Source organism: Lapidilactobacillus salsurivasis (assembly GCF_054785215.1).
This window is the reverse complement of record NZ_BAAABI010000003.1, coordinates 34,194-47,026: the sequence shown is the minus strand read 5'-3', so window position 1 is coordinate 47,026 and position 12,833 is coordinate 34,194. Positions and strand designations below refer to the sequence as shown.

Annotated in this window: 16 protein-coding genes; 14 read left to right on the top strand and 2 right to left on the bottom strand. The window is 50.6% G+C overall.

What is annotated here, in order from left to right; translation table 11 throughout:
* Positions 1 to 242 precede the first annotated feature (242 nt).
* Entirely contained in the window at positions 243 to 572 is a 330-nt protein-coding gene (locus ACYVSB_RS04225) for a hypothetical protein (protein WP_461218540.1), read from the bottom strand.
* 136 nt (positions 573 to 708) lie between these two features.
* Here ACYVSB_RS04225 and ACYVSB_RS04220 point away from each other — a divergent pair, with 136 nt between their 5' ends.
* Together ACYVSB_RS04220 and ACYVSB_RS04215 are read left to right on the top strand one after the other, a co-directional pair.
* Positions 709 to 1,047, top strand: coding sequence for a hypothetical protein (locus tag ACYVSB_RS04220; RefSeq protein WP_461218539.1), 339 nt, complete (start codon positions 709 to 711; stop codon positions 1,045 to 1,047).
* 742 nt (positions 1,048 to 1,789) lie between these two features.
* Entirely contained in the window at positions 1,790 to 3,037 is a 1,248-nt protein-coding gene (locus ACYVSB_RS04215; RefSeq protein ID WP_461218538.1) for an MFS transporter, read from the top strand.
* A 287-nt stretch (positions 3,038 to 3,324) separates the two neighbouring features.
* On the opposite strand, the gene ACYVSB_RS04210 is transcribed toward ACYVSB_RS04215, so the two are convergent.
* Complete coding sequence (locus ACYVSB_RS04210; RefSeq protein WP_461218537.1) at positions 3,325 to 3,579, bottom strand: hypothetical protein; 255 nt, start codon at positions 3,577 to 3,579, stop codon at positions 3,325 to 3,327.
* Between the two features lie 237 nt (positions 3,580 to 3,816).
* Here ACYVSB_RS04210 and ACYVSB_RS04205 point away from each other — a divergent pair, with 237 nt between their 5' ends.
* From ACYVSB_RS04205 to ACYVSB_RS04150, 12 genes are all read left to right on the top strand, one after another.
* On the top strand, positions 3,817 to 4,032 hold the full coding sequence (locus tag ACYVSB_RS04205) for a hypothetical protein (RefSeq protein ID WP_461218536.1): 216 nt from the start codon (positions 3,817 to 3,819) through the stop codon (positions 4,030 to 4,032).
* Positions 3,995 to 5,455: an MFS transporter gene (locus ACYVSB_RS04200; RefSeq protein WP_461218535.1), complete on the top strand. Its 1,461-nt coding sequence runs from the start codon at positions 3,995 to 3,997 to the stop codon at positions 5,453 to 5,455. Before ACYVSB_RS04205 ends, ACYVSB_RS04200 begins: the two co-directional genes overlap by 38 nt.
* Before the next feature lie 15 nt (positions 5,456 to 5,470).
* Positions 5,471 to 5,731 carry a hypothetical protein gene (locus ACYVSB_RS04195; protein ID WP_461218534.1) on the top strand — a complete coding sequence of 87 codons (261 nt, stop codon included), beginning with the start codon at positions 5,471 to 5,473 and terminating at the stop codon, positions 5,729 to 5,731.
* Between the two features lie 228 nt (positions 5,732 to 5,959).
* A complete protein-coding gene (locus ACYVSB_RS04190) occupies positions 5,960 to 6,163 on the top strand; it encodes a hypothetical protein (RefSeq protein WP_461218533.1) in 204 nt (67 codons plus the stop codon).
* Between the two features lie 175 nt (positions 6,164 to 6,338).
* Complete coding sequence (locus ACYVSB_RS04185; RefSeq protein ID WP_461218532.1) at positions 6,339 to 6,782, top strand: hypothetical protein; 444 nt, start codon at positions 6,339 to 6,341, stop codon at positions 6,780 to 6,782.
* Positions 6,783 to 6,817: 35 nt separating this feature from the next.
* Positions 6,818 to 7,552: a 16S rRNA (guanine(527)-N(7))-methyltransferase RsmG gene (gene rsmG, locus ACYVSB_RS04180; protein WP_125600926.1), complete on the top strand. Its 735-nt coding sequence runs from the start codon at positions 6,818 to 6,820 to the stop codon at positions 7,550 to 7,552.
* A 45-nt stretch (positions 7,553 to 7,597) separates the two neighbouring features.
* The gene (locus tag ACYVSB_RS04175) at positions 7,598 to 8,701 is read left to right on the top strand and encodes a ParB/RepB/Spo0J family partition protein (RefSeq protein ID WP_125600929.1); all 1,104 of its coding nucleotides are present in this window, start codon (positions 7,598 to 7,600) and stop codon (positions 8,699 to 8,701) included.
* Positions 8,702 to 9,472 (top strand): ParA family protein, encoded by a 771-nt coding sequence (locus ACYVSB_RS04170; RefSeq protein WP_125600932.1) that lies wholly within the window; start codon positions 8,702 to 8,704, stop codon positions 9,470 to 9,472.
* Positions 9,459 to 10,331, top strand: a complete 873-nt coding sequence (locus tag ACYVSB_RS04165; RefSeq protein WP_125600935.1) for a ParB/RepB/Spo0J family partition protein — start codon at positions 9,459 to 9,461, stop codon at positions 10,329 to 10,331. Before ACYVSB_RS04170 ends, ACYVSB_RS04165 begins: the two co-directional genes overlap by 14 nt.
* 9 nt (positions 10,332 to 10,340) lie before the next feature.
* Positions 10,341 to 10,580: a DUF951 domain-containing protein gene (locus ACYVSB_RS04160; RefSeq protein WP_125600938.1), complete on the top strand. Its 240-nt coding sequence runs from the start codon at positions 10,341 to 10,343 to the stop codon at positions 10,578 to 10,580.
* Between the two features lie 87 nt (positions 10,581 to 10,667).
* On the top strand, positions 10,668 to 11,768 hold the full coding sequence (ychF, locus tag ACYVSB_RS04155; protein WP_461218531.1) for a redox-regulated ATPase YchF: 1,101 nt from the start codon (positions 10,668 to 10,670) through the stop codon (positions 11,766 to 11,768).
* Positions 11,769 to 11,816: 48 nt separating this feature from the next.
* Positions 11,817 to 12,734 carry a DUF1129 family protein gene (locus ACYVSB_RS04150; protein ID WP_461218530.1) on the top strand — a complete coding sequence of 306 codons (918 nt, stop codon included), beginning with the start codon at positions 11,817 to 11,819 and terminating at the stop codon, positions 12,732 to 12,734.
* The last annotated feature ends 99 nt before the right edge of the window (positions 12,735 to 12,833 follow it).

Sequence of the window (12,833 nt, the reverse complement as noted above, 5' to 3'; positions counted from 1 at the left end):
ATTTCTGTTGTTAAACCAACGGAAATGGCGAATCAGTTTTTTTGTGGGCGTGATTTGAATGTGATCACGTTGGTGTGACGATGTGAGCGTGATCAGCTGGTGGTATCATGCGGGTGGGATCACAGGCGTGGATCCAAGCTCGCCAGCGATCCGGCCAGTTATCCAATCGGTAATTCGGTCAGCAATCCAATCAGTAATTCGATCAGTAAGTCGATCGGTAATTCGATCAGAAAATTGACCGCTCAGTGGGCCAAGACCGCGTTTAGTTGCGTCATCAACATTTTGGTGATCGTCGCTTCGGTCAGGTCAACTGAGGGCGCCTCACCAAGTAAGGCGCGCAAGGTCAATAGCGGTTGCTCACCCTCCGCCAGATCCCAAGCCGACCGGAGATCCAACCGCTGGGTATTTTGGTTCAAAACAATGGTGTACCGCCGCACCTTCAGGGCATAAGGATCATGAAACTCACCTGGTTGCAGATAAGTGTTGATCAAAATTCCGATCCGATGGGCCAATTGAGGACAATCCCTTTGTAACTGCGCCGCCGAGAAATTTGTTGAAATCGTTTTTAACATTTCTTCAGTCCTCCTAACTTTTATTTTAACCGACTCTATTATAACGCTTTTTTCGAAAAATAATAGCGAAAACGCTAGGCAATTTGACCTTTTTAAGCGCAGCCGAACTTGAAGTCGCTTGTTGGTGGCTGGGCCGTTGCTGGGGCGGGCTATTGAGCCAATTAAGTTGGTCGATTTATTCAAAAAAATGGGTCTAGAATTTTTGGTGTTGGAAAATGATTCTTCGCCAGGGATTCTAGACTTTTTTGATGCCAAAAAAAGCATCTACGCCTCGCATACAGGGAAAGATGGACAAAGGCAGCAGTTATCAGTCACTTTAGAAACATCAATTCACGCGGTGCTAGACTTCTGGTTTGACATGACGATCAGCATGCTGTTAAATTCAGCAATCGTTGTTGTGACGGAGCTGGGCTTAACGGAAAAGCGACGCACCATTTGCTTAACATTAAGAGATAATGAGCCAGAATTTGAATAGTGGAAAAATATTTTTAATTCTATTAGAAAAACTCATAGACATTATTTGTGATTTAGAATATAATTGGCTGTGAAATCGATTTCGGGAATGCCTTTGAAAGTAATGATCATGCTAGTGGTGTCGGTATTTCGATTCGGGTTAACCGTCCGAACAAGCATGAGCACCAGTCAGCTGATCTTGGGAAAATCAGTCGGGGAGAATAGCGGCGATTTTGACGAAACTTTACTCGTCTTGACTTCTTGAAATAAGGTTTTACTAGAATAAAGGTTTTTATCCGTGTGCGACACCCAGTGTTTATATCTTTTTAGTGGTTTATCAAGGTGCGGTCAGCCGCTCTGGCTGCGGCCGAAAGCGAAAGGGAAAGAAGGTGGCAATTATGAAGCTATTTAAGGACAACTTTGAACGTCGCCTCAACACCTACCACTGCTTTGATAAAGGCTAGTTAACAAGCCCCTTATCACTCAGAATAAAATGGTTATTGAGGCTACTGCAAACGCAACGCTGTGTTTACGATGGCCTTTTTGTGTTGTCCAACGACTTTTTTGAAATTCCGGTTTCGCATGCTGGGAGCTACTAACTTCGGACTGATTGATGATAATTACGTTGAACTCCGTCACAGGTTGCACCAGTCTTTTTGCGAGTCGTGAGATCGGTCGGCCTAAAGCACTAGCCGTCAAAGCGCCATGGCAGAGTTGAGTAGGCATCACAACTACGCTCTTGCAATGGCACCGGGAGGAACATAATGGGTAAAAATAAAATTTTGTTAATGGGCTCTGTTTTATTTGCGGAGCTTGGCAGCAGCATCTTTACATTTGCATTATCACTAAGCATTTTAGCAAAAACAAACAGCGCCACCGCGTATAGCACGGTGTTGGTCGTTGGCGCGGTCACCTCGATCATTCTCACGCCACTGATTGGTTATATTGTTGACCGCTTTCCTAAACGGAGGCTACTCATTGGGTCGCAGCTGGTCAGTATTGTGTCCTTGCTTGTTTTTGGTCTTTTTCTCCAGTGGGGTGGGCAAGTCAGTGTGATCTCTGTTTCCATTCTGACCGTTTTCCTCAACATCAGCGACATTAGTTATGGCAGCACGTTGATGACCTCTGCTGTTTATATTGTGTCCTCGGAAGAACAACTGATCGATTACAATAGTACACAACAGTCAATGAGCTCATTCGCGTCGATGATGGGGCCACTCCTAGCGGGCGCCGCGTACTCGTTTATCAACCTCAAACTCTTCTTGGGTTTCGAGGTGTTCTGCGAAGTCATCGCAATTATCTTTTTCCTAAAACTACCGTACTCTAAACGTCCAAGTATCCGTTCAACCGACTTAGATTCAGATTCAATATCGACCAATAACGCCACATTTGTGGAGACAATCAAATATTTGCTGAAAGAACACGTCGTCCTGCTCTTGATGCTGGGGATGCTCTTGATCAATTTCTTGATGTCTAGCCTGACAGTGGGGCTGCCCTATGTCGTCTTCACGAAACTGTCGGGTAATTCGCTCTCGATCGGACTAATTGAGATCGCCGTTCCGGTGGGGATGATCATCGCTTCGCTGGTAATGCCCTATCTAAAGTTCAAGCGGAGAGAGCTCTCCTTGATTGTTCTGAGCTGGATCGTGTGCGGTATCTTAATTGCCAGCAACGGGGTAGTTATCCAGGCGTTCGCGTCACCACTAGTTGTTTTTACGGCTCTTATTTTTCTGATCAGTCTTTTGATCGGGATGGTTCTGGTCACCGGGAAGATCCCCCTAGTCACCTATATGCAAAAACAAATTCAGCCCAAGCAACAAGGCAAGGTGTTCTCACTTCTTGATGCCTTTGTGCAAGTAGCGGTTCCATTGGGAACGGCAGTCTTTGGCTTCCTGTTTGACCGGCTGGCGGCACCCGCGATCTTTATCATCGCGGGGACGCTGATCGCCCTTTTCTCCGTGATTATTGTTCCGTTAGGCCTTCGCGATGTGCCAGGTGACGAGCAAGATTGAAGCGGCCTGAATCCAGGCTGAACTGGCGCTCAACGTTGCTTATTCAGCGCCAGCACCCAGTCAAATGACGCTTGGTAAAAAAACACTAGGCAATTTGGCCGTTTTATGATAAATTACTTAATAAGTGTAAATTAATGGAGAAAGAAGGAAGCGACATGTTGTTAAATCGAAAAAATAATCGCACAGTAAGTCACAGCATGGCCACTTCTTTTCGGGGTAACGTCAAACTTCCATTTTGATCGGTGAGAGTTCAGACGGACAAAGATTAGACTGCCCAATGCTGTTGGTCATTGGTGCAGTCTTTTTTTACGGTTTTTTCTACACTTAATTGCGGGTATGGTGGGTGTTGCGCGTGAGCGCAACCGGCTGGGACTGCTGTTGCGGACTGGAACGTGGTGGGCGTCGTTTTGAGCCAATCCGCAAAAACCGCGGCTTGTCTCAAAATCGAGCCTTGTCCTAAGCGGCAAAGCCGCCAAGGACAATTTCACCACTGAGCCGCGCAGTCCCAGCCGGTTGCTGGGCAGAATTGAGCCTATCTGCAATCGAAGTTGGGTATCAGACGAAGTGATTTTGCAAGATTGAGGTCAAAACAATCGCCCATTTTTTGGTGGTACGGCAATATCAACGGATTTAGGTTAATTGGTCAGACTAGTTCGTGTCGTGCAATAGGATTGTCCGCGGCCAACATTGAATAGTCCACGAATACTGTTCAGCCGATTTATCCAGAACTTGCCCGAGTTCATTAGACCGACTGTGCCGGTGTCACCAATTTAAAAATTTTGATTACTAACCACGGTCGTCAATGGCGTGTCACCCCATCAATTGGCAATAGCTTGTCGGATGGCGTGAGTGCTCAAACGGCTGTTATAACGTTGAGCGGCTGGAGCGGAGAAATTCGGGGTGAGATCGCCGTGAAATTGGTCTTAGTGGCTCTGCCACTTAGACCAAGGCTCAGCTTTGAGATTTTCGGCGCCCTTCCGAAAAGCTCAAAGTGACGCCCACAGCGAGCTCACCCCGAATTTCGCAGCGCAAGCTGCGGACAAACTATTTTTATCAAGCCCAGTCCCAACCACACTTTATGAAGAGACAAACTTTCTGGGGAAAGTTTTTGGAGGAATTATGACAGATTCAACAAATTATCAACCAAATAAGGCCAAGAATTGGCGCCAACAAATCTCGATCCTACTGATCAGCCAAACCATCTCCATGTTCGGCTCGATGGTCAGCGGCTTCGCGGTGGTCTGGTACATCACTTTGAAAACCGGCTCGGGCATGTGGGTCACTTACGCCACGCTGGCCAACACCGTCCCCTCGGTGATCATTTCCTTGTGGGCCGGCGTCTGGGCCGATCGGTACAGCCGACGAAAATTGGCGATGATGGCCGATGGCGGGATCGCTTTGGTCACATTATTAATGGCGATTTTGTTCGCGTTTGATATCGACGCCTTGTGGCTGCTGCTGATTTTGCTGGCGGCGCGCTCGGCGGGCAATGGCATTCAGTCGCCTAGCGTTAACGCGCTGGTCGCCGATATTACGCCGACTTCGGATCTTTCGCGGATCAACGGCATCTACAACACCTTGGCGTCGTTCTCGCAATTGATGGCGCCGGCAATCGGGGGCGTGATCCTGGCCAACTTCGATTTGAACTTCGCTTTCTGGCTGGATGTGATCACAGCGACGATCGGGATCAGTATGATCGGCACGCTGAAATTGAAACCACAAGCGCGGATCCGGGAGAAATTGGGGATTTTCCAGGAAATGGCCGCGGGGCTGAACTATGTCAAAATGCGGCCGCTGATTTTAGGCTTGATGATCGCTTATTTCGCCTTTTTCGTTTTATTGGCGCCGGCCAGCGTTTTGTCACCGGTGTTCGTTGAGCGAGCCTATGGCGAAAATGTGATGTATCTGACCTGGTCGGAGGTGGCCTGGTCGATCGGCAGCGTGGTCGGCGGGGTCTTGGTGTCCCTACACAAGGTCATCAAGGACAAAATCGGCGCGATTTCCTTAGTCATGATCGTCTGTGGCGTGGTTTTTGGCGTGATCGGTTTTGCCAGCAATATCGTTTGGTACTGCGTGATCATGGCCATCGGTGGGCTGGTGTTCCCGTTGTTGCCTACCGCGGACACGACCTTGATCCAAGAAAACGTTGAGCCAGAATTTATGGGCCGCGTCTTCTCGGTCTTCGGGATCTTCGTCGGTGCCACTACCCCAATCGGAACTCTGATGTTCGGGCCGCTGGCGGACGTGATCGATATTAAATGGATTTTCTTGGGCACCGGTATCTTGAATATCGTGGTCGGCTGGCTCTTCTTGAAGAAAATGGCGACCTACCGCCGACAAGAACTGGCTAAACATGGGGTGATCGGCTCAAAATCAACCGCTTTAAGCGATCACAGCGATGAAAGCGAGGCTGAGTGATTACCGGAGCTCTGTTTGATTTGGCTGATTATGGTGGTTGTTGCGCGTGAGCGCAACCGGCTGGGACTGCTGTTGCGGACTGGAACGTGGTGGGCGTCGTTTGAAGCCAATCCGCAAAGTGCGCGGCTTGTCTTCAAATCGAGCCTTGTCCTAAGCGGCAAAGCCGCCAAGGACAATTTCACCACTGAGCCGCGCAGTCCCAGCCGGTTGCTAGGCAGAATTGAGCTTATCTGCAATCGTGGCGAAGGATTTGACGAAGTGCTTTTGCAAGTGTAGTGGTCAAACAATCGCCATTTTTTTGGTGTTACTGCAACATCAACGAATTTTGGGACGTAAGGTTGGTACATTTCGGATAGTGCCGACAGCTTTATCTCACTTGCTTAAACGGATTCTGGTTAGAAACCGACCAATTCAGTTAGTTCACTGAGAACTAGCTTTGTTTATCAGACAGACTCTAATGGTGTCACCAATTCAAGGATTGTGACCACTAACCACGGTCGTTGATTGCGTGGCTCCCCATCAATTGGCGATAGCTTGCAAAATGGCTTGAGTGCTCAAACGGCTGTTATAACGTTGAGCGGCTGGAGCGGAGAAATTCGGGGTGAGATCGCCGTGACGCCCACAGCGAGCTCACCCCGAATTTCGCAGCGCAAGCCGTGGACAAACAAATGCCCTTTTGGGGTGGTACGGCAATGCAAACTGATTTAGATCAGGAGGTCGGGCTATTTTGCGTAGACTGAACAGCTCTGCTTGTTCCTGTAACCAATCATTGGAGGAAACTCGACCGATTCAACTTACTGATCAAGAACTTGCTTAAGTTTATCAGGCAGACTGTAATGGTGTCACCAACTTAAAGCTCGTGACCACTAACCATGGTCGTTGATTGCGTGGCTCCTCATCAATTAACGATAGCTTGCAAAATGGCGTGAGTGCTCAGACGGCTGTTAGAACGTTGAGCGGCTGGAGCGGAGAGAATCGGGGTGAGATCGCCGTGAAATTGACCTTAGCGGTTTACCGCTTAGGTCAAGGCTCAGCTTTGAGATTCGCGGGTTTTGCGAAGCTCAAAGTGACGCCCACAGCGAGCTCACCCCGATTCTCGCAGCGCAAGCTGCGGGCAACATTGAAACGTGCTCACCGACCCAGCTCCCTGCGCTTAGCTACGCAATTGTTCCGGAAGCAAAGTGCGGCTTCCAAAACAATTGCTAGGCTAATGCTCAGGAGCTACCCGGGTCGGTTCGCACTCTGGACCCAAGCAATCGTCGCAAAAATGTCGGGAATCATCTTGCAAAATGTAGCCATTTTCGTTAAAGTAAAAGGGAGTGTGTGAAACACAAAACTGTTTCACGAGAGATGAGGAAAACCATGTCACCAGAAGCCTTTCAGCAACAACTCGCAGATGACGGCATTACCATCACTGCCCCCCAAATGACCCAGTTCGCGACATACTACCGCTTACTGGTCCAAACCAACGAGCAAGTCAACTTGACGGCGATCACTGCCGAACCCGAGGTTTATTTGAAGCACTTTTATGATTCGTTGACCTTGGCGTTGGCGTTGCCAGAACTGCAGACGCAGCCCTGGTCCTTGCTGGATGTGGGCGCTGGCGCGGGTTTTCCCTCGTTACCTGTTAAAATCGTTTTCCCGCAGTTGCAGGTGAGTATCGTGGATTCGTTGAATAAGCGGATCAAATTTCTGCAGGAGTTGGCTGGGGAGCTGGATCTGGAGCAGGTGGCGTTTTATCATGATCGCGCCGAGGATTTCGGGAGTAAGCGTTCGAGTCATCGCCAAAGTTACGATGTGGTGACGGCGCGGGCGGTGGCGAATTTGCCGGTGTTGGCTGAGTTGTGCTTGCCGTTGGTCAAGAAGGGCGGCTATTTCGTGGCAATGAAGAGCGCGAAAGGCGACGAGGAATTAGCGGCGGCGGATTATGCCATTAAGATTCTCGGCGGCAAAGTGGTGGCGACCAAGACGTTGACGTTGCCAGAAACGGCCGATTTACGTAAAATCATCATTATCCAAAAAACCAAAGAAACACCGAAAACATACCCACGGAAGCCGGGGACTATTGCCAAGGCACCACTGGTTGATCGCGTGTGATTCAGCGTCAACAGGGCATGACCGAGAATATTAAGGGGGATCACCATGGCTTTCTTTAATCGTCAGAAAAAATCAAACACAACAACAGCTAAGCCCAGCGCGACGTCAGACGTTGCGGGCACGACCGCTGGTAGCACGTCAGCCAAAGCAGCAGCGACTAGCACCCAGTCTAACGGGAATGCGGCGCCGGGTCAGGAGTTGGCAACGCCAGCGTTAACGGCACCAACCGCCGCGCCGGATACCACCGCTGCGACTGCGGCGAAACGGGTCCAAGAGGTCGCGTTGAAACAGATCGTGCCCAACCGGCACCAACCGCGGAAGCAGTTTGGTGATGAGTCGATCAGCGAATTGGCGGAAACAATCGCGGCGCACGGCCTTTTGCAGCCAATTATTTTACGCGAATATGAACCGCGACATTATGAGATCATTGCCGGTGAGCGGCGCTTTCGGGCGGTCCAGGCCTTGGCTTGGCGCCAGATCCCAGCAATCGTGACGCAAATGGACTCTCAGGAATCCGCGGAAATGGCGGTGATCGAGAACTTGCAGCGGGAAGATCTTAACGCGATCGACGAGGCCAGCGCCTATCAAGATTTGTTGGCCCACAATCAGCTGACCCAGGCCCAGCTGGCGCAACGCGTGGGCAAGAGTCAGTCGTACATCGCCAATAAGTTGCGGTTGTTGAAGCTGCCGATCGAGGCCCAAGAAGCCTTAGCCAGTGGCAAAATTTCACCGCGACATGGGCGGGCGCTTTTGCAACTGGACGCTACCGCGCAGGCGATTGTCTTGAAGCAGATTTTAACGGATAATTTAACGGTGACGCAAACCGATGCTTTGATCAAACGGCTGAGTCAACCGGAACCGGAACCAGCAGTGGCCGGCCCCGAGTTGCCATCGGCTGCGTCGACCGGCGCTAAATCCCCGGCCAAAGCGGCGGGACGGTTGACTGGTGGTCAGCGGCAACATGTGGGTAACGCTGATCTGCGGGTCGCCGTCAACACGGTCAAGCAATCGATCAAGTTGATCGAGGCCAGTGGCGCCCAAGTGTCCTATCAAGAGGCACTGGCAGGGCAGAGCTACCAAGTCACGATCAAGGTGACCGTACCCGAGGCGCCAGCAGCGCCAGATTCCAAGGCTAAAGAGGAGAACTAAATGGTTAAAATTATTTCGATCGCCAATCAAAAAGGCGGCGTGGGTAAAACAACAACAACGATCAATTTGGGCGCTTGCCTCAATGAAGCCGGTAAACGGGTCTTGATTGTGGATACAGATCCCCAAGGCAATGCCACCAGTGGGTTAGGCATCAAGAAATCTGATGTTTCTAAGGATGTTTACGATGTGCTGATCAACGAATTACCGATCAAAGCTGCGACGTATCATACCAAACGGGTCAATTTAGATGTGGTGCCAGCGACGATCCAACTGGCTGGCGCGGAAATCGAGCTCACCTCACAAATGGCGCGGGAACAGCGGCTGGAAGCTGGCTTGCGGGAAGTTCGAGATCAATATGACTATATTTTGATCGATTGTCCGCCGTCATTGGGGCAGCTGTCGATCAACGCTTTTACCGCCAGCGATTCGATCATGATTCCGGTCCAAAGTGAATATTATGCCTTGGAAGGCTTGAGCCAATTGTTGAATACGGTTCGCTTGGTTCAGAAGCATTTCAACGCCCATCTAGGAATCGAAGGCGTGCTCTTGACCATGTATGACGCTCGCACCAATTTGGGCGCCGAAGTGATCGATGAAGTGCGCAAAACGTTCCGCGAGCGGGTTTACAAAACCGTTATTCCGCGCATCACCAGGTTAGCGGAAGCGCCGAGTTACGGGTTGCCGATCATTGATTATGATCCCAAGTCACGCGGCGCCGAGGTCTACATTTCCTTAGCAAAGGAGGTCATGAAGGCGAATGGCGACCAATAAAAATTCTAAAGGTTTGGGTCGTGGGATCGACGCGATTTTCTCGGACTTTGAGGCAATCGATTCTGATAAAGAAGCGGTGGAAGAATTAGCCTTAGCGGAGATCCGCCCCAATCCTTACCAACCCCGGAAGACGTTTGATCAGGCGGCTTTGCAAGAGCTGGCCAATTCGATCAAGCAAAGCGGCGTTTTCCAACCGATCATTGTGCGCCAAAGTATCAATGGTTATGAGATCATCGCCGGCGAGCGGCGGTTTCGCGCCAGCAAGTTAGCTGGTAAAGAGACGATCCCGGCCATCATTCGCGACATCGATGAGACTCAAATGATGGAGATCGCGGTGTTGGAGAACCTGCAACGAGAAGATTTGACGCCTTTGGAGGAAGCCGAGGCGTACCAAACCTTGATCAAGAAGTTGGCGTTGACCCAGGAACAAGTTTCTGAGCGCATTGGCAAAAGCCGACCATACATCGCCAATTACTTGCGCTTGTTGACCTTGCCGGATCCGACCAAGAAGCTTTTGCAGGCGGGCCAATTGTCCATGGGGCAAGCGCGCACGCTATTAAGCTTGAAGAAGAAGGATCAGATCGATTTACTGGCGGTCAAAGCCGTCAAAGAGAACCTGACCGTCCGCCAATTGGAACAACTGGTGCTCCAATTGAATAGTGATAAGCCTGCTCGTAAAGCGAAGAAAGCGGCCAAATCACCGTTCATCGTGGCGACGGAGAACGCCTTGATCGATCAGCTGGGCACTAAGGTCAAAATCGACAGCACCAAGAAAGGCGCTGGCAAGATCGAGATCAGTTACGCGTCCACTGAAGATCTGAATCGGATCTTGGAAATGATGCAAATGCATTTAGATTAGAGGTGCGATATGTTTGAATTAGGCGATATTGTTCAAATGAAGAAACCCCACGCTTGCGGCGCGAACCGCTGGGAAGTGACCCGCGTTGGCGCCGACATCAAGATCAAATGCTTGGGGTGCGGCCACTTGGTGATGTTGACGCGGCGCGATTTCACCAAGAAGTTGAAGAAAGTGGTGACTCCCGCCGCGGAAGTTGACCTGAGCCAAGAGCCGCAATATGTGACGCCAGCCGCGCTCAAACGGCCCTAGGCTTGAACATGGCCCAGCGCGACCACGTCATCAAGCGCCAGAGCAGCGCGGTTCGTCGCAATAAATCAGAGAAAAAGGAAGTTTATTATGTCACTAACAGCTGGTATCGTTGGCTTGCCAAACGTTGGTAAATCAACATTATTTAACGCAATCACCAAGGCCGGTGCGGAAATGGCCAATTATCCATTCGCCACGATCGATCCCAATGTGGGCATGGTCGAAGTGCCGGATAGTCGGCTCAAGCGGATCGACGAATTGATCCCGGCCAAGAAAATCATTCATACTACCTTCGAATTCACCGATATTGCCGGCATTGTCAAAGGCGCCAGCAAGGGTGAAGGTTTGGGTAATAAATTCTTGGAGAACATTCGCCAAGTTGACGCGATCATTCACGTGGTGCGCGCGTTTGACGATGATAATATTACCAGCGTCACCGGCAAGGTCGATCCCCTAGACGACATTGAAACGATCAATCTGGAGTTGGTTTTGGCCGATTTGGAAAGCATCAATAAGCGCTACGAACGCGTGGAAAAGGTGGCGCGCACCAAAGATAAAGAAGCGGTGGCTGAATTTGCCGTTTTGAAGAAGATCAAACCGGTTTTGGAAGCTGGCGACAGCGTGCGGTCGATCGCGTTTGACGAAGACGAAGCCAAAATCGTCAAAGGCCTATTCTTATTGACGGCCAAACCGGTTCTGTACGTGGCAAATATTGCTGAAGACGCGATGGGCGCGCCGGAAGACGACAAGTATTTCCAAATCGTTCGCGACTATGCGGCCAGCGAAAATGCGGAAGCAATCGGCATCTCCGCGCGGGCCGAAGAAGAAATCGCCGAATTAGATGACGCCGACAAGGCTGACTTTTTGGCCGCGGAAGGCGCCAGCGAATCCGGCTTGGATCGCCTGATCAAGGCCTCGTATTCCTTGCTGGGCCTAGCCACCTTCTTCACCGCCGGCGGCAAAGAAACCCGCGCCTGGACCTTCCGCAAAGGCATGAAGGCGCCGCAAGTAGCCGGCGTCATCCATTCCGACTTCGAACGCGGCTTTATTCGCGCCGAAACCGTCTCCTTCACCGACTTGGATAAGTACGGCAGCATGCAAGCGGTGCGCGAAGCCGGCCGCTTACGGTCAGAAGGTAAAGAATATTTGGTTCAAGACGGCGATATCATCGAGTTCCGTTTCAACGTCTAAACCACCAGAGCACCACCTCAATTTAGTTTATCAGGGAGCGATATTTTAGTGAAAGCAAACGAAGAAAACAACCAGCAAACACCGCCAGACGAGGTGCAAGCAACGAGCGAACCCGTCAAGGACGAACCAGCTGCAGAATCTGCCAACGATTCAACCGATTCGACTGATGAGACCGACACGATCGACATCGTTAAAACGGATGTTAGCGCTGAGACCGCGCGACGTAATCAGGAGGCCAGCGCTAGACAGGCCAAGGTTCGTAGCGAACGGAAACGTCCTCAAGGTAAGGATCCGCAAGAGATGACCCCGGCCGAATTGCGGGCGGAATTAACCAATAAGAATGACGATTACGTCTTCAAAATGCATAAACTTTTCGTGGAAGCGGGTTACACCGAAGCCGACGCTGACCAAAAAATCGATGAATTCCTGCCAGAGATCATCGCCGGACAACGCACTGGCAAGCCTGCCGCGCAACTCTACGGCGCACCCACCGTCAAAGTTGACCACATCATTCATGCGCCTGCCAAGCCAATCGAAATCAAATATTGGATGCGGTCAGTTGACTGGTCCATGTTATACTTCGTGATCCTGGCCGCTGTCTTCGGCGTGATGGGCTTCTTCACCAAAGCCAACGCCGCCAACAACACCAGTTCTGGCTTCTTGACTTTGGTGACCATGTCACTGTCCTTTGGGTTCTTACTGACTTGGTTCACCGATGGCATGGCCGAATCCCAAGCTGCCAAAAAAGCTGGGCGCAAGCCAAAACGGCCATTGTGGCGGACTATCTTGCTCTCCGTGGTCGCCGTTTTTGTGGTGATGGCGTTGATCAGCATGATTTCTGTGATCTTGCCAGGTCTGAATGTGGTGCTACCAGCGATTGTCTATCTGCTAATGGCAGCCGCGGTTTACGGGCTCCGTTACTTATTCCGGCGGCATTATCACATCAAAGGCAACACGATGTTTTAAGCTCCGCCCACTTCATTTGAATTGAAAATGGTCCCGCTCAATTTCGGTTGAGCGGGATTTTTTTGCGTTTGTTTGTTTTGCGAGCGGTTCTGTTTTTTG

Bases quoted from the DNA above. Each gene is read 5' to 3' on its own strand.
- ACYVSB_RS04160 (WP_125600938.1), top strand. From the start codon at position 10,341: ATGTTTGAATTAGGCGATATTGTTCAAATGAAGAAACCCCACGCTTGC.
- ACYVSB_RS04170 (WP_125600932.1), top strand. From the start codon at position 8,702: ATGGTTAAAATTATTTCGATCGCCAATCAAAAAGGCGGCGTGGGTAAA.
- ACYVSB_RS04225 (WP_461218540.1), bottom strand. From the start codon at position 572: ATGTTAAAAACGATTTCAACAAATTTCTCGGCGGCGCAGTTACAAAGG.
- rsmG (WP_125600926.1), top strand. From the start codon at position 6,818: ATGTCACCAGAAGCCTTTCAGCAACAACTCGCAGATGACGGCATTACC.
- ACYVSB_RS04215 (WP_461218538.1), top strand. From the start codon at position 1,790: ATGGGTAAAAATAAAATTTTGTTAATGGGCTCTGTTTTATTTGCGGAG.
- ACYVSB_RS04175 (WP_125600929.1), top strand. From the start codon at position 7,598: ATGGCTTTCTTTAATCGTCAGAAAAAATCAAACACAACAACAGCTAAG.
- ychF (WP_461218531.1), top strand. From the start codon at position 10,668: ATGTCACTAACAGCTGGTATCGTTGGCTTGCCAAACGTTGGTAAATCA.
- ACYVSB_RS04165 (WP_125600935.1), top strand. From the start codon at position 9,459: ATGGCGACCAATAAAAATTCTAAAGGTTTGGGTCGTGGGATCGACGCG.